General features: G+C 73.7%; 17 protein-coding genes. 9 read left to right on the top strand and 8 right to left on the bottom strand.

Features of this window, described 5'->3' with window-relative positions; all coding sequences use genetic code 11:
• The first annotated feature begins 94 nt into the window (after positions 1-94).
• Positions 95-1,657, top strand: coding sequence for a family 43 glycosylhydrolase (locus ACFWEJ_RS08650; RefSeq protein ID WP_377228794.1), 1,563 nt, complete (start codon positions 95-97; stop codon positions 1,655-1,657).
• Here the strand turns inward: ACFWEJ_RS08650 and ACFWEJ_RS08645 are convergent.
• Positions 1,616-2,632, bottom strand: a complete 1,017-nt coding sequence (locus ACFWEJ_RS08645) for a LacI family DNA-binding transcriptional regulator (RefSeq protein ID WP_377228793.1) — start codon at positions 2,630-2,632, stop codon at positions 1,616-1,618. The two genes, ACFWEJ_RS08650 and ACFWEJ_RS08645, sit on opposite strands and share 42 nt — an antisense overlap.
• Before the next feature lie 132 nt (positions 2,633-2,764).
• On the opposite strand from ACFWEJ_RS08645, the gene ACFWEJ_RS08640 reads away from it, so the two are divergent.
• Positions 2,765-2,989 carry a type II toxin-antitoxin system Phd/YefM family antitoxin gene (locus tag ACFWEJ_RS08640; RefSeq protein WP_377228792.1) on the top strand — a complete coding sequence of 75 codons (225 nt, stop codon included), beginning with the start codon at positions 2,765-2,767 and terminating at the stop codon, positions 2,987-2,989.
• Entirely contained in the window at positions 2,980-3,375 is a 396-nt protein-coding gene (locus ACFWEJ_RS08635; RefSeq protein WP_377228791.1) for a type II toxin-antitoxin system VapC family toxin, read from the top strand. The genes ACFWEJ_RS08640 and ACFWEJ_RS08635 overlap by 10 nt, the downstream gene beginning before the upstream one ends.
• A gap of 16 nt (positions 3,376-3,391) precedes the next feature.
• Here ACFWEJ_RS08635 and ACFWEJ_RS08630 read toward each other — a convergent pair whose 3' ends face one another.
• From ACFWEJ_RS08630 to ACFWEJ_RS08605, 6 genes are all read right to left on the bottom strand, one after another.
• Positions 3,392-4,579 (bottom strand): AI-2E family transporter, encoded by a 1,188-nt coding sequence (locus tag ACFWEJ_RS08630; protein WP_377228790.1) that lies wholly within the window; start codon positions 4,577-4,579, stop codon positions 3,392-3,394.
• Positions 4,580-4,677: 98 nt separating this feature from the next.
• Positions 4,678-5,718 (bottom strand): 1-aminocyclopropane-1-carboxylate deaminase, encoded by a 1,041-nt coding sequence (locus ACFWEJ_RS08625; protein WP_377228789.1) that lies wholly within the window; start codon positions 5,716-5,718, stop codon positions 4,678-4,680.
• Between the two features lie 3 nt (positions 5,719-5,721).
• A complete protein-coding gene (locus ACFWEJ_RS08620; RefSeq protein ID WP_377228788.1) occupies positions 5,722-6,438 on the bottom strand; it encodes a GntR family transcriptional regulator in 717 nt (238 codons plus the stop codon).
• Positions 6,439-7,040: 602 nt separating this feature from the next.
• Entirely contained in the window at positions 7,041-8,666 is a 1,626-nt protein-coding gene (locus tag ACFWEJ_RS08615) for an amidohydrolase family protein (protein WP_377228787.1), read from the bottom strand.
• Positions 8,667-8,714: 48 nt separating this feature from the next.
• Positions 8,715-9,965 carry a glycosyl hydrolase gene (locus ACFWEJ_RS08610; protein ID WP_377228786.1) on the bottom strand — a complete coding sequence of 417 codons (1,251 nt, stop codon included), beginning with the start codon at positions 9,963-9,965 and terminating at the stop codon, positions 8,715-8,717.
• A gap of 87 nt (positions 9,966-10,052) precedes the next feature.
• Positions 10,053-11,075, bottom strand: coding sequence for a LacI family DNA-binding transcriptional regulator (locus tag ACFWEJ_RS08605; RefSeq protein WP_377228785.1), 1,023 nt, complete (start codon positions 11,073-11,075; stop codon positions 10,053-10,055).
• Positions 11,076-11,233: 158 nt separating this feature from the next.
• Here ACFWEJ_RS08605 and ACFWEJ_RS08600 point away from each other — a divergent pair, with 158 nt between their 5' ends.
• The 6 genes from ACFWEJ_RS08600 to ACFWEJ_RS08575 all read left to right on the top strand — a co-directional run bounded on the left by ACFWEJ_RS08600 (position 11,234) and on the right by ACFWEJ_RS08575 (position 19,213).
• Positions 11,234-12,520 carry an ABC transporter substrate-binding protein gene (locus tag ACFWEJ_RS08600; protein ID WP_377228784.1) on the top strand — a complete coding sequence of 429 codons (1,287 nt, stop codon included), beginning with the start codon at positions 11,234-11,236 and terminating at the stop codon, positions 12,518-12,520.
• Positions 12,521-12,549: 29 nt separating this feature from the next.
• Positions 12,550-13,485, top strand: a complete 936-nt coding sequence (locus ACFWEJ_RS08595; RefSeq protein ID WP_377228783.1) for a carbohydrate ABC transporter permease — start codon at positions 12,550-12,552, stop codon at positions 13,483-13,485.
• A gap of 43 nt (positions 13,486-13,528) precedes the next feature.
• Positions 13,529-14,392 carry a carbohydrate ABC transporter permease gene (locus ACFWEJ_RS08590; RefSeq protein ID WP_377228782.1) on the top strand — a complete coding sequence of 288 codons (864 nt, stop codon included), beginning with the start codon at positions 13,529-13,531 and terminating at the stop codon, positions 14,390-14,392.
• On the top strand, positions 14,389-16,737 hold the full coding sequence (locus ACFWEJ_RS08585; RefSeq protein WP_377228781.1) for a glycoside hydrolase family 3 N-terminal domain-containing protein: 2,349 nt from the start codon (positions 14,389-14,391) through the stop codon (positions 16,735-16,737). Before ACFWEJ_RS08590 ends, ACFWEJ_RS08585 begins: the two co-directional genes overlap by 4 nt.
• Complete coding sequence (locus ACFWEJ_RS08580; protein ID WP_377228780.1) at positions 16,725-18,089, top strand: glycoside hydrolase family 125 protein; 1,365 nt, start codon at positions 16,725-16,727, stop codon at positions 18,087-18,089. The genes ACFWEJ_RS08585 and ACFWEJ_RS08580 overlap by 13 nt, the downstream gene beginning before the upstream one ends.
• A 149-nt stretch (positions 18,090-18,238) precedes the next feature.
• A complete protein-coding gene (locus ACFWEJ_RS08575; RefSeq protein WP_377228779.1) occupies positions 18,239-19,213 on the top strand; it encodes a patatin-like phospholipase family protein in 975 nt (324 codons plus the stop codon).
• 78 nt (positions 19,214-19,291) lie between these two features.
• On the opposite strand, the gene ACFWEJ_RS08570 is transcribed toward ACFWEJ_RS08575, so the two are convergent.
• Positions 19,292-20,869: a LuxR C-terminal-related transcriptional regulator gene (locus tag ACFWEJ_RS08570; protein WP_377228778.1), complete on the bottom strand. Its 1,578-nt coding sequence runs from the start codon at positions 20,867-20,869 to the stop codon at positions 19,292-19,294.
• Between the last annotated feature and the right edge of the window lie 382 nt (positions 20,870-21,251).

Below are 21,251 nucleotides of genomic sequence, written 5' to 3'. Positions count from 1 at the left end.
CGGCAGCTCGTCGCGGGGTCCTCGGGAAGTGCCCCTATGCTGATGGCAACGTTGCCATTTCGTCAAGCGCGACCCCTCGCGCAAAGGAGCGCACATGCGTCTGGTCCCCAATCCCGTACTGCCCGGCTGCCACCCCGACCCCTCGGTGTGCCGCGTCGGCGAGGACTACTTCATGGTGACCTCGACCTTCGCCTACCACCCCGGCATCCCGGTGCACCACAGCCGTGACCTGATCACCTGGGACCTGGTCGGGCACGTGCTGGCCGGCGCGAGCTGGCTCCCGCTGGACGGCAGCCAGGTGGCGGACGGCGTCTGGGCGCCCACGATCCGCCACCACGACGGGGTGTTCTACGTGGTGTTCACGATCGCCCGCGACCGGCAGGGCTCCGCCACGTACCTGACCACGGCGTCCGACGCCGCCGGGCCGTGGCGCGTCCCCATACCGCTGGAGGCCGACGGGATCGACCCGTCGCTGTTCTTCGACCGCGACGGCCGGGCCTGGTTCACCGCCGCGCGCGACGCGACCGCGGACGGCGCCTCCGGGCCCGGCGAGATCTGGCTGCGGGAGCTCGACCTCTCGGCGCTACGGCTGGTCGGGCCGGAGCACGTGCTCTGGCACGGCGCGGTGACGGGTCAGTGGGTCGAGGCCCCGCACCTCTACGAGCGCGACGGCCGCTACCACCTCGTCGGCGCGGAGGGCGGCACCGAGCGCAACCACGCGGTCACCAGCGCGACCGCCGACCACGTGACCGGCCCGTACCGGACCGACCCGCGCAGCCCGCTGCTGACCCACCGCCACCTCGGCGCCGGCGAGGCCGTGCAGAACGTGGGCCACGCCGACCTCGTCGAGACGCCCGACGGCGAGGCATGGGCGCTGGTGCTCGGCGTCCGGCCCGTGCGGCAGCACCACACGCTGGGCCGCGAGGTGCTGCTCGTCCCCGTCGAGTGGGACGAGCACGGGCCGGTCCTCGCGCCCGGCTCGGGCCGGGTCCAGGGCGTCCGGCCCGGGCTGCCGGTCACGACGGACCGCCCGGCCGACTGGCTGTCGCTGCGCGGCCCGGTGGCGGCCGACGTCGGCGCCGACGCCGACGCCGCGGGCGACGTGGTCACCCTGCACCCGCGGCCCGTCCCGCTCTCGGGGCGCGAGGTCCCCGCGTTCCTCGCCCGGCGCCAGGACATGCACGCCTTCGAGCTCGAGGCCGTGGTGGACACCGCCCTGATCGGGGGGCACGACGCCGGGTTGGTCGCCTTCCAGGACGAGAACACCTTCCTCGCGGCGCGGGTGCGCCGCGGGCCCGGCGGGTGCGTCGCGCGGGTGACCGGCCGGCTGAACGGTGCGGACGTCGTCGGGCCGGAAATGCCGGTCGCCGGGGAGGTCACGCTGCGGATCCGGTCGGACGGGGAGTCCTACGAGTTCCGGTGCGCGCAGGGCGCCGGGGAGCGGGGAGCCGAGGAGCGGGTCGCCGGGGAGCGGGTCCTGGCGGCCTTCCCGCACACCGTGCTCAGCACCGAGACGGCGGGCGGCTTCACCGGCGTCCTGCTCGGGCTCGTCAACGAGGGCCCCGCGAGCGCCGGCCCGCTGACCTTCCGCAGCGTCCGGTACGGCGTGCCGGCGTCAGCCCCCGACGGCGCGGGTGCTGGCGCGCACCACGAGTGACGGCGGCAGCAGGTGGTGGCGGGCGTCGCCGCCGCCGATGAGGTCGAGGAGCACCTCGATCGAGAGGCGGCCCAGGGTGACGAAGTCCTGCCGGACGGTCGTCAGGGCGGGCACGAGGTAGTCGGCGCCAGCCATGTCGTCGAAGCCGACGAGCGACACGTCACCGGGGACGGAGAGGCCACGGGCGGCCAGGGCCGAGAGCACGCCGAGCGCCATCTGGTCGTTCCCGCTGAAGATCGCCGTCGGCAGCCGGCCGGCGTCGATCAGCTCGGTGGTGAGCGCGTGCCCGCTGCGCGCATGGAAGTCGCCGTGCAGCAGGCGGGGCTCCTCGATGCCCGCGCGGCGGAGCTCGGCGCGCCAGCCGTCCACCCGCGCGCGGGCGTCGAAGGTCTCCATGCGGCCGCTCAGGTGGACGATGTCGCGGTGGCCGAGGTCGAGCAGGTGGCGGGTGGCGAGGCGGGCGCCCTCCTCCTGGTCGAGCTCGACCGACCCGATCGCGGGGTTGGCCACGTTGCCGGACATGACCACGGAGATCGGCACGCGGGTCACGGTCCGGTCGAGCGCCTCGAGCGCGACGGGCCGGTCCGCGATGACCGCCACCCCCGCGGCACCCTGGCCGACGAGCCGGCCGAGGCACTGCTCGAGCTGTTCGTGGGTGCCGCCCTGCCAGCTCGCGAGGCTGACCCAGTGGCCGGCCTCCTTGGCGGCCTGCTCGATGCCGAGGAGGACGCGGGGCAGCTCGAACAGCTCCGAGCCGGCGAGGACGACGCCGAGCATCGTGGACCGGCCGCTCTTGAGCATGCGGGCGCTGTCGTTGCGCCGGTAGCCGAGCTCCTCGATGACACGCAGGACGCGCTCGCGGGTCTCGGGCCGCACGGTCGGCTCGTCGTTCACGACCCGGCTCACGGTGATGTGGGCGACGCCGGCGGCACGCGCGACGTCGACCATGGTCGGCGGCCGTCTGCCCTGCGCCATCCTCGCCCCTGTTCTCCTCGGCCCTTCGCGGGGATCCTATCGGTCGGAGCGGCCATGATCGCGGCACGCAAACGACGGGGAATCTGGTCTGGTCAGCTTGACCAGACCAGATTCGCCCGCGACCATGGTCCTATGACCGTCGTGAACGTCCAGGAAGCAAAGACCCACCTCTCCCGGCTGATCTCGCGCGCTCAGCACGGCGAAGAGGTGGTTGTCGCGCGGTCCGGAAAGCCCGCGGTCCGCCTGATCCCCGTGGAGCCTGTGGCTGAGCGCACGTTCGGCACCGTGCCGCTCTCGATCCCGGACGGGTTCTTCTTCAACCCGCTCGACGAGGAGGAGCTCGCCGCATGGGAGTGACCTATCTTCTCGACACCCATGCGTTCGTGTGGCTGCTCTCCTCGCCCGATCGGCTCGCCGAGCCACTGCGCACGGAACTCGGATCCACGGCGAACCGGCTCCTGGTCTCGGCGGTCTCCGCGATGGAGGTCGCGACCAAGGTGCGCCTCGGCAAGCTCGACGCGGCCGCCACTCTGGTCAGCACGTGGGAACGGCGGGTCGACGACCTCGACGCCGAGCTGTTGGACCTGACCACGGCGCACGCTCTGCACGCCGGATCGATGCCCTGGGCCCATCGGGACCCCTTCGATCGGCTGCTCGCTGCGCAGGCGATCGTGGAGAACGTGGTCCTGGTGACCACCGACGCCGCCTTCGGCACGCTCCCCGGGATACGCACAGCCTGGTAGGCACGTTCCGCCGGGCCTAACGCATCTCCTGGTACGGGATCACCACGCGCTTGATGACCAGCAGGCACGCCGCCGCGACCGGGACCGCGACGAGGGCCCCGAGGATGCCGCCGAGCGCCGCGCCCGCGAGGGCCGCGACGATCACCAGGACGCCGGGCATCGACACGGCCCGGCTCATCACGCGCGGGGACAGGACGTACGCCTCGACCTGCATGTAGACCAGCAGGCACGCACCGACGACGATCGCCGCGACGGGGCTCACCGTGAGCGTCGCGAGCGTCACGAGGATGGACCCGATGACCGTGCCCACGACGGGGATCAGGGCCGCGACGAACGCGATGACGGCGAGCAGGATCGGCGCCGGGCTGCCCGCGAACAGGGTGAGCACCAGCGTGAACGTGGCGTTGATGGTGGCCAGGATGAGCTGCCCGGAGACGTACCGGCCCACGGAGTCCAGCACCTCGTCCAGGAGCGACCCGGTCATGTCCCGCCGGGAGCGCGGCACGAGCCGCAGGACGGCGGCGACCATGGTCGGCAGCGTCAGGGCGAAGTAGATGGTCAGGGCCGTGACGATGATGACCGCCGTGACACCGTTGATCAGCCCGGTGCCCACCTGCAGCACGCCGCCGGCGATCGCCGAGAGCTGTCGCGGGTCGCTGAGCAGGTCGGTCACCGAGGACAGCAGCCCGTTCAGGTCGAGGGCGCCGAGGTTGCTGGTCGCCCAGGCGTACCAGGCCTGGTCGGGCAGGGTGCGCAGCAGGTCCACGAGCTGGGTACCGAAGCCGCTGACCTGCGGGACGGCGATCGGCAGCACCGCCACGACGACCAGCGCGATCACCACCAGCGACCCGACGACCATCACGGTCGCCGCCACCCAGCGGGGCAGCCCCCGGTCGGTCAGGGCCTCGGTGCCGGGCTCCAGGGCCAGCGCCAGGAACAGCGCGAGCCCGACGTACACGAGCACCGTCGCCACCGCGGACAGCGCGCCGAGCACCGCGAGGCCGGCGCCGACCCCGAGCGTGGCGAGCATCGCGTAGCCGAACGGGTTGGCCGGCAGGCCCACGACGGCACGGCCCCGGCCCACGGGCCGCCCACCGGCTATCCGCGCCGGGCGCGCGGGCGCCGCCGGGCCGAAGCCCGCGTCGAGGTCCCGCCCCCTGGGCAGGCGTGGCGGGGTGCCGGGGCGGTGCAGCAGGCGGGCCATGACGCTCCATCTCGATCCCGGATGTCCGCGGTGAACATCCGGCGCGTGCCAAGCCTCCCCGAAAGCGCGCCGCTTGTCGCCGTCTCCGGCGCGCGTCGTCAGCCGAGCACGGGACGGGTCTGCGTGAACAGGCCGCTGTAGGCGTTCAGCGCGGGCTGCCCGCCCAGGTGCGCGTAGAGCACGTTGCTGGTCGCGGGAATGTCGCCGCTGGTCACGAGGTCGATCAGCCCGGCCATCGACTTGCCCTCGTACACGGGGTCGATGATGACGCCCTCCAGCTCGCCGGTGAGCCGGATCGCGTCGAGCGTCGACTCGACCGGGATGCCGTACAGGTCGCCGGCCCAGCCGGGCAACACCGTGATCTCGTCGTCCCGCAGCGGCCGGCCGACGCTGATCAGCTCGGCCGTTGCGCGCGCGATCCGGGCGACCTGGTCGCGCGTCTCGTCGAGCTTGGCGCTGGCGTCGATCCCGATGAGCCGACGCGGCGGTCCGCCGGCCTCCTCCAGCGCGGCGAACCCGGCGATCATGCCGGCCTGCGTGGAGCCCGTCACCGCGCAGACGACGATCGTGTCGAAGAAGACGCCGAGCTCACGCTCCTGCTCCTGGACCTCGTACGCCCAGCGGGCGAAGCCGAGGCCGCCGAGCCGGTGGTCGGAGGCGCCCGCCGGGATGGCGTACGGCGTGCCGCCGCGCTCCTTGACGTCCTCGATCGCGCGGGACCAGGAGTCCTTGAAGCCGATGCCGAAGCCGGCCGGGTCGAGCCGCACCTCCGCCCCCATGATGCGGCTGAGCATGATGTTGCCGACCCGGTCGGCCACGGAGTCGGGCCAGTCGACCCAGTTCTCCTGCACCAGCACGGCCTTGAGCCCGAGCGACGCGGCGACGGCCGCGACCTGGCGCGTGTGGTTGGACTGGTAGCCGCCGATGGAGACCAGCGTGTCAGCGCCCTGCGCGAGCGCCTCGGGGACGAAGTACTCCAGCTTGCGGGTCTTGTTGCCGCCGTAGGCGAGGCCCGCGTTGCAGTCCTCCCGCTTGGCCCAGACCTGGGCGCCCCCGAGGTGGGCGGTGAGGCGCGGCAGCGGGTGCACGGGGCTGGGCCCGAAGGTGAGCGGGTGGCGGGGGAAGTCGGACAGGGCCATGGGTTACTCCTCGCGGGCGGCGTGGTCGCCGGGCTGGTCGGGGTCGGTGGGCTCGTGAGCGTCGGTCGGCTCGTCGGCGTCGGTCGGCAGGGTGCTCCAGGTGTCGAAGGCGACCGCCGCCGCCCCCTCCGCCTCCCCGGCCGCGCACAGCCGGATCAGCTCCTCGTGGCGGGCGAACGACGCACGCCCGCCCAGCGAGGAGAACCGCAGCCGTTCCGCGCGCCGCAGCACCGGCGTGAACTGGTCGAGCACGGCGGACAGCGCCCGGTTGGCCGCCACCGTCACGGGCACGCCGTGCAGCGCGTCGTCGGCGCGCAGGGCCGCCTCGACGTCGCCCCGCTCGATCGCCTCGCGGAACTCGCGCTCGGCCGCGCGCATCGCGTCGAGGTCGGCCTCCGTGAGGCCCGGCACGGCCGCTCGCACGGCCACCTCGTGCATCGCGGCGACGACGTCGCGCGCGCCGCGCACCTCGCGCAGGTCCAGCGAGCTCACGGTCGTCGAGCTGCCCGGGCGCGCCACGACCAGCCCGGCCTCGGCCAGGCGGAGCAGCGCCTCCCGCACGGGCGTGCGACTGACGCCGAGCCAGGCCGCGAGCTCGAGGTCGCGCAGCTGCTCCCCCGGCGCCAGGCTGCCGTCGACGATCGCGTCGCGCAGCCGGCCGTAGACGTCGTCACGCAGCAGCCGGCGATCGATCGCGGGCACGCTGTTCGGAATGGGCATGCAATATATTAGATGCACGGGCACTCGACCTGGCAAATCTCGCAGCCCGTGACGCCCGCACACTCTCCCGCCACGAGCACGACCTGGCACGACCCCGAGAGCGCTCCGCGCTTGGCACACTATTCTGGCTCGCACACATGAGATCGGTCCGTGGCATCGAGACCGGTCCAACGCCCGACCGGTCTCGATGCCACCGACCGATCTCACCAGCTCACCTCATGGAGCTGCCGAACCCGGTGCTCCGCCTGGCCGGCCGCGGGGCGCGTACACACCTTTGAGGGGGTGTCGGCTGGGCCTCATTTCGTTCACCTGAGACCTGCAGATTCCGGCTGTGCCGGACAGTCCTGCTGGCGTGAATCAAGCGGGTCCAGGCCGAGCGAAGTATGGCCCAGCCGACACCCCTCGCAGGGACGACGTGCCCCCCCGGCCAGGCCATCGCCTCAAGCCCGGGCCACCGCCCCATTCCACCGCCTCAAGCCCGGCCCACCACATCAAGCCGCCACACCGAGCTGGCGCACCCCCGCCGCGGAGTCAGACGACGGGAGTCAGGTCAGCACGCCGCGGCGGACGGACGCCGTGCCGGGCCGCACTCCCGACCGCGGCTACGGCACGCGCCGCGACGTCCCGGGACGTCGGTGCCGCAACGCCCGGCCCGGGCGGGCGGCAGAGCGGGCGCCGTCCTCGATCACCGGCACACCGCCCACCAGGACCCACGGGATGCCCGCAGCGGTCAGGCGCGGCTCGTCCGGGGTCGCCCGGTCGGCGACGGTCGCCGGGTCGAAGACCACGACGTCGGCCACGTACCCCTCCGCGATGCACCCCCGGTCCCGCAGCCCGAGCCGCGCTGCCGGCCGGGCCGACAGGTGCACGACCATCTCGGCGAGCGACAGCACGCCCTCCTCGCGCACGTACCGCCCGAGGTAGCGCGGGAAGGTCCCGGAGCCCCGCGGGTGCGGCTTGGCGCCGACCAGGATGCCGTCGCTGCCGCCCGTGTGCCGGGGGTGGCGCATGATCTCGCGGACGTTCTGCTCGTCGCCGACGTGCTGCAGGATGCTCGTGCCGAGCCGGTCCGCGACCAGCAGGTCGAGGAACACCTCGGCCGGCGGCCGGCCCTCGTCGAGCGCGATCCGGGCGACGGTGCGACCCACCCGGTCGCCGAGCGCGGCGTCGCGCACCCCGGCGATCTCGATGCTGTCCCAGTCCACGGGCACGCCGTGGCAGCCGTCGCTGCCCACGACCTCGACCTCGTGCGTGATCCACGCCCGCTCCCCCGGGTCGCGCAGCCGGGCCAGCGTCTGCTCCGGGCCCCCGACCGCCGCGCGGCTCGGCAGCAGCGCGGACAGCGTCGTCGAACCGGGCAGGTAGGGGTAGGTGTCGAGCGTGACGTCGACGCCGTCGGCGATCGCATCGTCCACGAGCGCGAGCAGCTCCCCCGCGCGACCCCGGTTCTCGGGGAAGTTCATCGTCGCGTGCGTCAGGTGCAGGGCGCAGCCCGAGCGGCGCGCCACGTCGACCATCTCGGCGTACGCCCCGATCGCGCCCGCGCCGTAGGACCGCTGGTGCGGCGCGTAGTAGCCGCCGCGCTCCGCGACCACCTCGGCGAGGGCGACGAGCTCGTCGGTGTCGGCGAACATGCCGGGCACGTAGGTGAGCCCGGACGACAGGCCGAACGCGCCCTCCCGCAAGCCCCGGTCCACCTGGGCACGCATCTCCGCGATCTCGGCGGGGGTGGCACGCCGGTCGCCGGTGCCGACGACGTTCATCCGCACGGTGCCCTGCGGCACCAGGTAGGCGACGTTGGTCGCGCTGCCGCGCCGGTCCACCTCCGCCAGGTACTCCGCGACGGACCGCCAGGAGAAGTCGACGCCGTCCGGGATGCCGTTCCAGCCCGCGATCTGCTCGCGGACCAGCGCCATCGTCTCGTCGGTGACGGGCGCGTAGGAGATCCCGTCCTGGCCCACCACCTCGGTGGTCACACCCTGCGTGACCTTGGCGAGGTGCTCGCCGTCCGCCAGGACGGCCAGGTCGGAGTGGGCGTGCATGTCGACGAAGCCCGGCGCCACGGCCAGGCCTTCGGCGTCGACGACGCGCGCGCCGGGCGCGTCGATCCGCGTGCCGAGGCCGACGGCGGCGATCCGGCCGTCCCGCACCAGCACGTCGCCGGTGACCGGCTCCGCCCCGCTGCCGTCGACGACCAGACCGCCGCGCAGGAGCAGGTCCTCGTTCATCCGGACATCATCCCGCCCGGCACGCCGGCGAGTCCGGCGCGAACGAGCTCAGCCCGCGTCGACACGGACGAGCTCCCGGATGCCGCGAGCCTCCAGCGCAGCGGGGTCCGCGGCGGCGGCGCTCGTCACGACGGTGACCTCCACGCCCTCCTCGCGCAGCGCGTGCCAGCGCTCGAAGACCGCGCCGCCGGGCCCGAGGGACGGCCGGGACAGCGGCAGGTCGTCCGCGTCGACGTCGACCACCACGGCCACCGGGCGCCCCGAAGAAGCCGGCCGCGCACCCGCGGCACGCGCCTCCGCGATCACCTCGGCGAACCGCCAGCCGAGCGGCTTGACCCGGTTCTCGGTGTCGAGCAGGCCGAGCGAGTACTCGAGGTCCTTGTAGTCGGCGAGGTCGCGCGTCACGTCGTGCGAGCACCACCAGGTGACGGCGTACAGGTCGTCCGTGGTGAGCGCCGCCTCGATGGTGCGCGCGCAGAACTCGGGCATCTCCGCCTCGGCGAGGTTCATCGAGGGCGCCCCGACCTCCTGCAGCCAGACCTGCCGGCCGGGCTGCGCGGCGAACGCCTTGGACAGCTCGATCATCCACTCGGCGTGCCGCACCGACTGCGGCGACAGCGCGCCGTAGGTCGCGGCCGTCCCGTTGAAGATCCAGGAGTGCACGGTGGTCACGTCGCCCAGGCGCGAGGCGTGCGCCGGCACGAAGGGGTGCTCGTCGCGGTACCAGAGGTGGTCGTTCTCGCTGTGCGTCACGAGGTGCCCCGGGTCGCGGTCGCGCGGGGCCTCCAGCAGCGACGTCAGCCAGTGCGTGATCTCGTCGCGCTTGGCGGGCATCGCCGCCGGGTTGGGCCGCTGGAACTGGTTGAGCTCGTTGCCGAGCGTCAGCCCCAGGAAGTTCGGCTTGTCGCGGACGGCGTCGTAGACCGCGGCGACGAGCGCCGCCTGCGCGTCGATCGCGGGCTGGTCGGTGAACATGTTGCCGTCGTGCCAGTTCACGAGCCACGCCGGCACGAAGTCGAAGCCGGACATGTGCCCCTGGATCACGTCGACGGCGATGTCCAGGCCCTGCTCGGCGGCCAGGTCGGCCACGAGCGCGATGTCGTCCAGCGCGCGCTGCCGGATCAGGGTGCGGTTGGGCTGCAGCACCGGCCAGAGCGGGAACACCCGCACGTGGTCGACGCCGAGCGCCGCGATCGCCTCGAAGTCGGCGCGGACGACGTCCGGGTCGATCGCCATCCACTGGAACATCCAGTCCTTCGACGGGGTGTAGTTGACGCCGAAGCGCGGGGTGGTGGTCAAGGGCGTGCCTCTCAGGTGACTCGGGATTCCCGGGCGTCGCGCGCCGGGCGGGGTTTCTCAGGTGTGGGGACGCTCGGGCGCCGGTGCTCAGGCCGGGGCGCCGGGCGCCGCGGCGGTCGACTCGCGCACCATGAGCTGGCGCCCGCCGACCGTCTGCGACGTGACGTCCTCGCCGCGCACCAGCCGCTCCAGCAGGCCGACGGCGGTGCGGGCGCTCTCCTCGACCGGCGCGTCGAGCGCGGTCAGGCGCGGGCGCACGAGCGTGGATACCCAGGAGTCCTCCCAGGCCACCACGGAGAGCTGCCCGGGGACGCTCACCCCGAGCTCGGGCGCGTGCGCCACGATCTCGGCGGCGATCACCTCGCTGTCGACGATGATCGCCGTGACGTCGCCGACCCGGCCGAGCAGGTCGGCCACGGGGTCGGTCGCCTCGGCGTCCCAGACCGCGTAGGACGGCTCGACGCCGTTCTCGGCGGCTGCTGCGGCGAACCGCCGGTCGCGGGCCTGGGTGTGCGCGAGGCCGGGCGCGTCGTTGATCCGCGCGACCCGGCGGTGCCCGAGCTCGGTCAGGTGGGCGAGCACGGCCGCGAACGCGGCGTCGTCGCGCACCGTGACCGCGGGGACCGCGGCGTCCACGGGCGCGCCGAGCACCACGGCAGGTGCCCCGAGCGTGCCGACGAGGTCGAGCCGCGGGTCGTCCGTGCGGGCGTCGACCAGCAGGAACGCGTCGACGCGCTGCTCGGCCCACCACTCGCGGTAGACGCGCGCCTCGTCGTCGACCGCCACGAGCGTGAGCGACAGCGACCAGCCGATGTCCGCCAGCGGCTGCGTGAGCCCGGCCAGCAGCCGCATGAAGAAGGGGTCGCGACCGAAGGTGTCGCTCGCGCGGGCGATCACGAGCCCGAGGCTGCGCCCGCCCTGGCCCGACACCTTGCGGCTGGCGTAGTTGGGGCGCCAGTTGAGCTCGTCGGCGGCCTGCCGGATGCGCTCGGCCGTGGCGGCCGAGACGTTGGGCCGCCCGTTGAAGACGTGGGACACCGCGGACGGCGACACGCCGGCACGGCGGGCCACCGCGGCGATCGTTGCTCGTTTCGGGGGTGTTTCGGTCACGTGCCAGACCCTACGGGGGTTGACCCTCGAAAGTAAAGCGGTATACATTCGCGGCCAGTCAGTTTGTGTACCGCTTTACAAGGCCCGGCACGCGGATGTGCCCCGCCCGTCTCGATCGACACACCGAAGTCCCAGGTCGACAAGCTCCAGGAGGTTCCGTGTCCCACGGCATCAGCAGGCGCACCTTGTTGGGCGCCGCGCTCAGCGGCGGGATCATCACGCCGCTCCTCGCCGGATGCGGGGCGCTCGTGCCCGCGTCCAGCGGCCCGAACGCACTGACCGTGCACACGCAGATCAGCGGCGCGGTCGCGGGCGCCCAGGTGTTCTCCGACGTCGTCGCCGCCTACCAGCGCGCCACCGCGCGCAAGGTCGCGCTGCTGAAGAACGGCTCCGACCTGCCCATCGTGTTCGAGACGAGCACGCTGGCGGGCAAGGAGGCGGACGTCGCGATCGTCAACATGATGGGCCGCACCCTGTCCTGGACCCGCCTGGGCGCGACCGTCCCCGTGAACGACTACCTCGACGACTGGGGCCTGCGGGACCTGATCATCCCCGAGGCGCTGGCGGAGTGGACCGACGACGAGGGCCGCCTGCGCGCCTTCCCGTTCACCCGCACCAACTGGCCGGTGTCGTTCAACACCGGGCTGCTGGAGGAGGCCGGGGTGGGCGCCATCCCGACGACGTCGGACGAGCTGATCGCCGCCGCGGACGCCCTCCGGTCCAAGGGCATCGGCCCCGTCACCGTGGGCGGCTCCGACTGGAGCGGCCAGAAGATGTTCCTGCAGATCATCCAGGGCTTCATCACCCAGGACGAGGCACGCACCGTGTTCTCGACCGGCAAGATCTCCGAGAGCCCCGGCGCGATCGCGGGCGTGGAGCACTTCGTGGAGCTGCGCGACGCCGGCGTCTTCGTCGACAACGTCCAGGGCTACACGTCCGACTCGGAGCTGACGCAGTTCAACACCCGCAAGGCCGCGATCGTGCCGGCCATGTCGTCGGCCCTCGCGCTGGTGCCGAACGAACGTGCCGCGGAGGTCACCGTGGGCGGCTGGCCCAAGCCGTCGAGCGGCGGCGTGCTAGAGCACCCGAGCGTGATCCGGAGCTTCAACGGCCACGGCATCTGGATCAGCGAGAACGGCCGCAAGAAGCTCGACCTCATCAAGCCGTTCGTGCAGAACCTGTACACCCCCGAGGTCACGGACGAGTTCATCCTCGGGTCCGGCCGCGACATGAGCCGCATCACCGACACCGTGAGCCAGGACTTCCCGCTGGTCGCCCAGGGCTCGCGCCTCACGGACGACGACGTCACCCCCGTGATGCTGCCCGACCTGCTCATCCCCGACGCCGTGTTCGAGCCGATGATCCAGGCGACCGCGCTCGCCTACGGGTCCGCGCCCGCCGACCGCATCATCGACGCCTTCGAGAAGTCATACCAGGCGGTCTGACCGCTCGAGCTGGGAAAGGACCCCCACCCATGACCGCGCTCCTCGACGCCGGCCGCCCCGACACGACCGGCGACGGCACGACTGCCGCCCCCCGCACCCGCCGTCGCGGGACGATCCGCGACCGGTTCCCCGGCCTCGCCCTGCCCGCGCTGATCTGGTACGCGGTGTTCATGATCGGCCCCGTGGTCGCGATGTTCGTCATCGCGTTCCTCTCCTGGCCGGGCATGCTCACCACGCCGACGCCGGCGGGCCTCGACAACTTCGCCCGCGTCTTCGCCGACGAGACCTTCTGGACGGCGACCGCGAACTCGGCGATCCAGATCGTCGTCGGCCTGCCGATCATGATCGGCCTCGCCTTCCTGCTCGCGTTCTACGTGGTGCAGAAGCCGCGCGGCCACCGCGTGCTGCGGTACCTGCTGTTCATCCCGGCGCTCATCTCCGCCCCGGCGACGGCGATGGTCTTCTACGCGATGCTCAACCCGGACGGCCTGGTCAACGGGTTCCTGCGCCCGCTGGGCCTGGAGGGCAACGAGTGGCTCGCCGACCCGACCACCGCGCTCGGCGCCATCATCGCCGTCGAGCTGTGGAGCGGCATCGGCTACTCGGCGGTGCTCATCGCGTCGCGGCTCGACGGCGTCGAGACCGAGATCGTGCAGGCCGCCCGCCTCGACGGCGCGAACGACTGGCGGCTCGCCTGGCGCATGTACTGGCCCATCGCGCGGGACTTCATCGGCGTCGTCGCGATGCTCCAGTTCCTGTCCATGCTGTTCAACTCGGCGCAGACCGTGCTGCTGCTCACGCAGGGCGGGCCCGAGAACGCGACCACCACGCTCGCGTACCTCATCTACCGCAAGGCGTTCGTCGAGACCGACCTGGGCTACAGCCAGGCCGTCGGCGTCGTGCTCTTCGTGATCGGGCTGCTCGGGATGTGGGCGATCCGCCGCACGCTCCGCGCCACGCACTGATCCCCGATCTGATCTGCCTCCCGAACCTGCCCTGGAGACCCTCATGGCTCAGCGCGCCGAAGTCGCCCGTCGACTCCCCCTGCGCGACCGCATCGGCTCGATCACGAGCGGCACGCTCGCGTGGATCTACGCCGCACTGCTGGTCATCCCCTTCTACTACTTCATCGTTTCCTCCTTCAAGACGAACGAGGAGATCTTCGAGTCGCCGCTGGCCCTGCCGACGACGTTCGACTTCTCCAACTTCACGACGGCGATCCAGCAGGCCGACCTCGGCCTCGCGGTCGCCAACTCCGCCCTGACCACGGTCGCGGCGCTCGTGCTGACCCTGGTGCTCGCGCTGCCGGCGTCGTTCGCGCTGGCGCGGGCGCGCGGCCGCGCCGGCAAGATCGTCGAGAGCGCCTTCGCCCTCGGGTTCCTCATCCCGTCGTTCGCGGCGCTGTTCCCGACGTTCCTGCTCGCCGCGGCGCTCGGCCTGTTCCACACCCGCACGTTCGTGATCTTCCTGCTGCCGGCGACGGCGCTGCCGCTGTCGATCGTCATCCTGACGTCGTTCATGCGCACCATCCCGCGCGAGCTGGAGGAGGCCGCCTCGATGGACGGCGCGTCGTCGCTCCAGGTGCTGCGGCAGGTCTACCTGCCCATCTGCGTGCCGGGCATCGCGACCGTGCTGCTGCTCAACTTCCTCTCGTTCTGGAACGCCTACCTGTACCCGCTGATCCTGATCGGCCCGGACACCGCGCAGCGCACCATCCAGGTGGCCCTGCCGACCCTCAAGGTCGACGCCGGGACCGACTACGGCGTGCTGATGGCCGGCACCCTGTTCACACTGTTGCCCGTGTACCTCGTCTACACCGTGCTCCAGCGCCAGATGCAGCGCGCCCTGCTCTCGGGGGCGGTCAAGGGATGATCCTCGGCACCACCCTCCCGGCGGGCGGGGCGGCCACGCTGCCGCTCGCCACCCGGATCGGGCAGGTCAACCAGCGGCTGAAGGGCTGGGAGGCGGTCCGGTGGGTCGACGGCGCCCCGCGGGTCACCGACGTGCTGCGGCGCGAGGTGGACCGCTGGGGCGGGCTCGGGGCGCTCTACGGCGTGCTCCGCGCCGACCCGTGGTCGGCGGTCCGCTGGGACAACGGCATCCCGCCGGAGCGCAGCGCCGAGGCCTACGCCGCCGTGCAGGACCACGTGAACACCTTCGGTGACGGCATCCCGGTGCTGTTCGTCGAGGAGGCGCCGCACGGCCTGATGGCGCTCGGCGGCACCACGCTGCCCGTGAACCTCGCGCTCGGCGCCGGCATGGACGCGGACCTGACCGAGGAGCTCGCGGCGGCCGTCGCCGCCGAGGCCCGGGCCCGCGGCACGCACGTCGCCCTCGTCTCCGGCCTCGACGTGCTCCGCGACCCCCGCTGGGGCCGTGCCGAGGAGTGCTTCTCGGAGGACCCGGCGCTGGCCGCCCTGCTGGTCGCGGCGACCGTGCGCGGCATACAGGGCACCGCCTCCGCGAGCGACCCGATCGACGGCTCGCACGTCGCCGTCGTCGCCAAGCACCTCGCGGGGCAGGGCACCGGGATCGGCGGTCGCAACGGCTCCGGCGCGCCCGTCGGACGCCGCGAGCTCGGCGAGATCCACCTGCGGCCCGCGCACGCCGCCGCGCGCGTGGGCGTCGCCGGGTTCATGGCGGCCTACAACGACGTCGACGGCGTGCCGTGCAGCGCCAACGAGGAGCTGCTGACCGGCACGATCCGCGAGCAGTGGGGCTGGGACGGCCTGGTCATGGCCGACGGCACCGCGATCGACCGGCTCCGCGACAGCTCCCCCGACCCCGCCTTCGCGGCGGCGCTGGCCCTGAAGGCCGGCGTGGACCTCAGCCTCTGGGACGAGGCGTTCACGCACCTGGAGCCCGCGATCGAGCGCGGGCTCGTCGAGGAGGCCGTGCTCGACCGCGCCGCCGACCGGGTGCTGGCGCTGAAGCGGCGGCTCGGGCTGTTCGGTTCGGCGACGCCGGTGCAGCCCGCGGCGGACGCGGGCGCTCCGGACGCGCCCGGCGCCCCTGCTGCGGACGCGCCCGGCGCGGGCGTCCCCGCCGCGCGCGACCTCGTCGAGCTCGTGGACCGCGCCGCGCGCCAGGCCGTCGTCCTGGTGGACGACGGCGGCGTGCTGCCGCTGCGCCCCGGCGCGACGATCGCCGTCGTGGGCCCGAACGCCGACGACCTCGACGCCCAGCTCGGCGACTACACGCCGCCGCGACCCGTCCCGGACCCGGCCGCCTCGACCGTGCGCTCCGCCCTGATCGCGCGGTTCGGCGCCGACAACGTGCGGTACGCCGAGGGCAGCCGCCTGCGGGGTCCCCTCGACGCCCCAGACGCGCTCGACCAGGTCCGCGCCGCGAGCGCCGGCGCCGACGTGTGCGTCGTGGTGCTCGGCGGGTCCAGCCGCCGTACGTACGACGACGAGTTCGCCGACAACGGCGCCGTCGACGGCCCTGCCCTGGACACGACGAACGGCGAGGGCGTGGACCTGTCGTCGGTCGCGCTGCCGCAGGCGCAGCTCGACGTGGTCCGGGCGGCGCGGGAAGGCGGCTCGCCCGTGGTCGCCGTCGTGCTGGACGGGCGGCCGCGGGCGCTGACGGAGCTGCGCTCCCTGGTCGACGCGCTGCTGGTCGTGCCGTTCCCCGGCCCGTCGGGCGGCGAGGCCGTCGCCGCCGCGCTGTGCGACGGCACGGCGTCGGGCCGGCTGCCCGCGACGTTCCCGGCCGCGGACGGCGTCATGCCGGTGGCGCACGACGAGCGGATGGAGACGGCGCGCGGGTACGTGGACACCGACGTGCTCCGGCGGCTCCCCCTGGGCACGGCGCTGCTCCCGGGCGTGACCACACGTCTCCGCGGGGAGGCGCCGTCCCTGCCCGCCGGCGACCTGGCCGACGGCGGCGCGGCGACCGTGACCGTCGAGGTGACCAACGCGGGCGCGCACGACCGGTCGGTCAGCGTGCCTCTCTACGCGCGCCGGCACGAGCCGGGGATCCGGCCGCGCCGCCGTCAGCTCCTCGCCGTCCGGCGGGTCACCGTGGCGCCCGGCGCCACCACCGAGGTCGCGTTCGACCTCGGCCTGGACGAGCTGGGATCGTGGGCTTCCGGCGCCCCGGAAGCCGCGCCCGTCACGCTCAGCGTGTGGTGCACGCCGGAATCGGACCCGCCCGCCGACGCCCTACCGGTCCGCGTGACCGACCAGAACGGAGCCACCCCATGGGAGCGATGACGCGCACCCCGCTCGACCCCGCGATCACGGCGACCCTGACGGAGGCCGCAGACCGCGTGCGCGCCACGTCGGGCACGCAGGTGGGCGACATGGTCGAGGCCGCGCTGCTGCGCACGCTGACCGACACGGTGACCATGGGCGACGACGGCACCGCGTTCGTCATCACCGGCGACATCCCGGCGATGTGGATGCGCGACTCGACGACGCAGCTCACGCCGTACCTGCGGTTCCTCGCCACGTGCCCGCCGCTGGCCGACCTGGTCGCCGCCGTGGTGCGGCGTCAGCTCGCGTGCCTGGACCACGACCCGTACGCGAACGCCTTCAACGACGGCCCGACGGGCGCGCACTACGACCCCGAGGACGTGTGCGACGACCCGCACGTGTGGGAGCAGAAGTACGAGATCGACAGCTTCGCCTACCCCGTCACGCTCGCGCACACGCTCTGGCGGGCGACGGGCCGGGTGGACGTGTTCGACGGTCGGGCCCACCGCGTGCTGCGGACGATCGTGGACCAGCTCCGCGCCGAGCAGGACCACGACGCGTCGCCGTACCGGTTCCGGCGCGACACCGACATCCCGACGGAGACGCTCGCGCGCGACGGCCGCGGCACCGCCGTCGGCCGCACGGGCATGACGTGGAGCGGGTTCCGCCCGTCGGACGACGCCTGCACGTACGGCTACAACATCCCGGCGAACCTGTTCACGGCGCAGGCGCTGCTCGCGATCGGCGACGTCGCGGGCGAGGTGCTCGATGACGCCGCCCTGGCCGCCGACGCGCGGGCGCTGTCCGGCGAGCTCGTGGCCGGCGTCGAGGCGTTCGGCGTGGTGCCCGGTACGCCGGGCGAGGAACCTGGCGTGCCCGGCGCGGTGTCCGGCCTGCCGGGCGCGAAGCCCGGCGACGCCGCCCCGATCTACGCCTACGAGGTGGACGGGCTGGGCGGGGTGCTGCGCATGGACGACGCCAACACGCCGTCGCTGCTGTCGCTCCCGCTGGTCGCGCCGGACGTGTACGACGCCGACGTCTGGCGCGCGACCCGCGCGTTCGTGCTCAGCCCCGCCAACCCGTACTACGTGACCGGCACCGCGGCGAGCGGCATCGGCAGCCCGCACACCAAGCCGGGCCGCGTGTGGCCCATCGCGCTGGCCGTCGAGGCGCTCACGGGCACCCCGGAGGACCGGGTCCGCCTCCTCGGGGTGCTCGCCCGGACCGACGGCGGCACCGGCCGCATGCACGAGGCGTTCGACGCCTCGGACCCGACGGCGTACTCGCGGCCGTGGTTCTCGTGGGCCGACTCGATGTTCTGCGAGGTGGCGCTCGTGGTGGCCGACGAGACGGCCCCTGACGTGTGCTAACGTCATCGCGATCGTGAACCGCAGGCAGGAGGAGGTGAGACCCGTGAACGCTGTGTCCGTACCGGGTGCTCCCCCGCTGCCCACGATCGCGCGACGGCGCTAGTCGCCGCCGGGAGCGCCCGCCAGGCAATTCGCGAGAGGCGACTCCCATGAACACTTCTTCCTCTTCTTCTGCTCTGCCCTCCGGCGCGCCCGCGGCCGCCCGTGAGCGCGCGCTCGTCCTCGGTGGCGGCGGCTCCACGGGCAACGCGTGGCTGATCGGCGTCGTGGCCGGCCTGTTCGACGGCGGGCTGGACGTGACCACGGCCGACCTGACCGTCGGCACCTCGGCCGGCTCGACGGCGGCGGCGCAGCTCGCCGGCGCGACGCCGGCCGAGCTGTACGCCGCGACGCTGATCGCGCCGCCGTCGGCCGGGCCACGGAATGCCGGGCCTGCGTGGGCCGGGCCGCAGCCCGCCACGTCCCGGCCCGCCGGGCCGCAACAGCACGACACCCGGCCCGTGACGGACCACATGGAGCGGACCCGCCGGATCATCGAGGCCGCCGAGGGCCCCGCCGACCTGCGCCGCCGGCTGGGCGCGATGTCGCTCGACCTGCCCGGGTCCTCGGACGACGCGGTGCAGGAGCGGTGGCGCACCACCGTCGCCGCGCGGCTGCCCGCCCAGAACTGGCCGGAGCGGACGGTGCTCCTCACGGCGGTCGACGCCGTCACCGGGGAGCCGGCCGTGTTCGACCGGAACAGCGGCGTCGGCCTGGCGGACGCCGTCGCGGCGAGCTGCGCCAGCGGCTTCGCCTACCGGATCGGCTCGGGCCGCTACATCGACGGCGGATACCGCGCGGGCGCCGAGAACGCGGACCTGGCCGCGGGGTACGCCCGGGTGCTGGTGCTCTCCCCGTTCGGCGGCCGGTCCCGGACCCCGGCGGCCTGGGGCCTGGACCTGACGGGCCAGGTCGCGGACCTGCGCGCGGGTGGCAGCCGGGTCGAGACGATCTTCCCCGAGCCCGATGCCGAGCACCTGTTCGGCCTCAACGCGATGGACGTGTCACAGCGGCCGGCCGCCGCCCGGGCCGGGCACGCGCAGGGCCTGGCCCTCGCCGACCGGCTCGGCGCGTTCTGGCGCTGACCCGAGCCCACCCGGCAGGTCCCGCCTGAGGCCGACAAGGCCCGGGCGGGGCCCGCCGTCGGGCAGCGGGGGACCCGGTCAGGCGCTGCGCGGGGTCTCCGGCGGGATCAGCCCGAGCTGGCCCGCGCGGGCCAGCGCGCTGGTGCGGCTCGACGCGTTGAGCTTGCGGTAGACCTTGCGCACCTGGGTGCGCACGGTGTTCACCGAGACGCCGTGGTCCGCGGCGATCCGGACAGCGCTGTCACCGGCTGCCAGGCCGACCAGCACCGCCCGCTCCCGCCGGGTGAGCAGCACGATCGGGCCGGATACCGGGTGTCTGGTGTCGTCGGGGATGCGGGTGATCCCCACGTGCCGGGGGTCGGTGCCGGTCCGGCGGCACAGCTCCAGCATCTCGTCCCGCGGGAACAGCGCGAACGGCGCCAGCGGCCCCTGCCGCCCGAGCTCGGCGGCGTGCAGGAACCGGGCCCGCGCCTCGTCGAGCTCGCCGGCGCGCAGGTGCGCAACGGCGATGACGAGCTGGAGCTCGAGGGCGTCCCGGGGCGTCACCGCCGCGTCGCGCATTGCCCGCCCGGCGACCGTCAGCGCACCGTCGGTGTCGCCGGCCAGGAGCCGCACCCGGGCGGCGGGCGGCAGCAGCCGGCTGGTCGGGGACGCCTCGGCGAGGGCCACCACGCGGTTGCCCTCGCCGGTCGCGGCGAGCAGGTCGGCGTGGGCCCGCAGCAGGACCGGGTGCGCGTCCGGGCCGGGGCGCGCCCCCATCCCGTGGGCGAAGCAGGCGGCGTCGAGCCCCAGCAGACCGTTCACGGGCTCGTCGAACGCCACCGCGTACGCCGCGTGGGCGGCCGCGAGGAACGGCCAGAGGTCGCCCGGGTCCTCCGCGCTGCCGGCCTGGCTCAGGGCCTCCTGCGCGGCGTAGGCGTCCAGCCGGTCGATCGCGAGGAGCGCCCGCGCGATGACGGCGCCCAGCAGCAGGTGGTGCTCCAGCCACTCCGGGACCGGCCCGCACTGCCGGATGCGCTTCAGCCAGTTCTCGGCCATCGCGTGGTGTCCGCGCACCGCCGCCAGCAGCGCGAGGTTCGCGCACGCCGCGGCGCCCGCGAAGTGCTGGAACGGCGGCGGGCCGGCCTGCTCGTACGCGCGGCGCAGGTGCCCGATCGCCACGGCCGGCTGCCCGGCCAGCATCGCCGTCACGCCCCGGTTCAGGGCGATCAGGCCCGGCCGGCCCACCCGGCGGTCGCCGCTCCAGGGCAGCGCCCCGCTGTCGTCGGTCCGGAGCAGGTGCTCCTCGACCCAGGCGCCGATCCCCTCCGCCGTGCGGTACTGGCCGCGCATGCGGGCCGCGTGCATCGCGAGCGCCCCGGCGGCGACCGTGTCACCGGGCCGTGTGAAAGAGCGCAGCCGCTTGGACAGGCGGACGCCGTGCAGCTCGAACAGGCGCATCGTGGCGCGGAGCTGCGCGTCGTCGCGCGCCTCGGCGAGCTGGTATGCCAGCACGCCCGCCATGAGCAGCCGGGGACGGCGGGCGGCCATCGTGGCGGGCAGCCGTTCGAGCAGGCCGAGCAGCTCCGGGCCGAAGCGGGCGGGCAGCTCGAACCACCACACGTCCGCCAGGTCCTCGAGGGTGTCCAGGTCTCCGGAGGCGATGGCGCTCAGCACGCCGTGCTCGCCGTGGTCGTCCGCCTGGTCCGCTGTCGCCCGGGTGTCCGTTTCGAGCGTGACAAGCCATCTCAGATTGTCTGACAAAGTCGTTGCGTCCCATTTCCACCAGAGCGTCGGCGCACTTCCGCGGTGGGGAATTCGGCCTGGGGTGCCGGCCCGGCCACCCGGCGCGACCGCCCGGGGGCAACGAGGGGGCAACTCCGGCGTTTCCCCTGCTCAGGGCTACACCAGTGCTGGTTCGTCAGGAGTGGAGCATCGTTTCGCATCAAGTATGCGACGGCACTATAAGTCATTCCGTAAAGCCCTGGAAAGGGCTGTCCGGACCGACCTGGTATCACTGACCGATAAAGCAATAATTGCCCGGAACAACGCACTGCTC

The sequence above is a fragment of the Promicromonospora sp. NPDC060204 genome, from assembly GCF_042728455.1.
In the GTDB taxonomy this organism is placed as follows: Bacteria; Actinomycetota; Actinomycetes; order Actinomycetales; family Cellulomonadaceae; genus Promicromonospora.
This window is presented reverse-complemented; position numbering and strand designations above follow the sequence as displayed.

What these genes read in the sequence shown, in the direction of transcription:
- ACFWEJ_RS08650 (WP_377228794.1), top strand. Translation starts at nt 95, where the DNA reads ATGCGTCTGGTCCCCAATCCCGTACTGCCCGGCTGCCACCCCGACCCC.
- ACFWEJ_RS08645 (WP_377228793.1), bottom strand. Translation starts at nt 2,632, where the DNA reads ATGGCGCAGGGCAGACGGCCGCCGACCATGGTCGACGTCGCGCGTGCC.
- ACFWEJ_RS08640 (WP_377228792.1), top strand. Translation starts at nt 2,765, where the DNA reads ATGACCGTCGTGAACGTCCAGGAAGCAAAGACCCACCTCTCCCGGCTG.
- ACFWEJ_RS08635 (WP_377228791.1), top strand. Translation starts at nt 2,980, where the DNA reads ATGGGAGTGACCTATCTTCTCGACACCCATGCGTTCGTGTGGCTGCTC.
- ACFWEJ_RS08630 (WP_377228790.1), bottom strand. Translation starts at nt 4,579, where the DNA reads ATGGCCCGCCTGCTGCACCGCCCCGGCACCCCGCCACGCCTGCCCAGG.
- ACFWEJ_RS08625 (WP_377228789.1), bottom strand. Translation starts at nt 5,718, where the DNA reads ATGGCCCTGTCCGACTTCCCCCGCCACCCGCTCACCTTCGGGCCCAGC.
- ACFWEJ_RS08620 (WP_377228788.1), bottom strand. Translation starts at nt 6,438, where the DNA reads ATGCCCATTCCGAACAGCGTGCCCGCGATCGATCGCCGGCTGCTGCGT.
- ACFWEJ_RS08615 (WP_377228787.1), bottom strand. Translation starts at nt 8,666, where the DNA reads ATGAACGAGGACCTGCTCCTGCGCGGCGGTCTGGTCGTCGACGGCAGC.
- ACFWEJ_RS08595 (WP_377228783.1), top strand. Translation starts at nt 12,550, where the DNA reads ATGACCGCGCTCCTCGACGCCGGCCGCCCCGACACGACCGGCGACGGC.
- ACFWEJ_RS08590 (WP_377228782.1), top strand. Translation starts at nt 13,529, where the DNA reads ATGGCTCAGCGCGCCGAAGTCGCCCGTCGACTCCCCCTGCGCGACCGC.
- ACFWEJ_RS08585 (WP_377228781.1), top strand. Translation starts at nt 14,389, where the DNA reads ATGATCCTCGGCACCACCCTCCCGGCGGGCGGGGCGGCCACGCTGCCG.
- ACFWEJ_RS08580 (WP_377228780.1), top strand. Translation starts at nt 16,725, where the DNA reads ATGGGAGCGATGACGCGCACCCCGCTCGACCCCGCGATCACGGCGACC.
- ACFWEJ_RS08575 (WP_377228779.1), top strand. Translation starts at nt 18,239, where the DNA reads ATGAACACTTCTTCCTCTTCTTCTGCTCTGCCCTCCGGCGCGCCCGCG.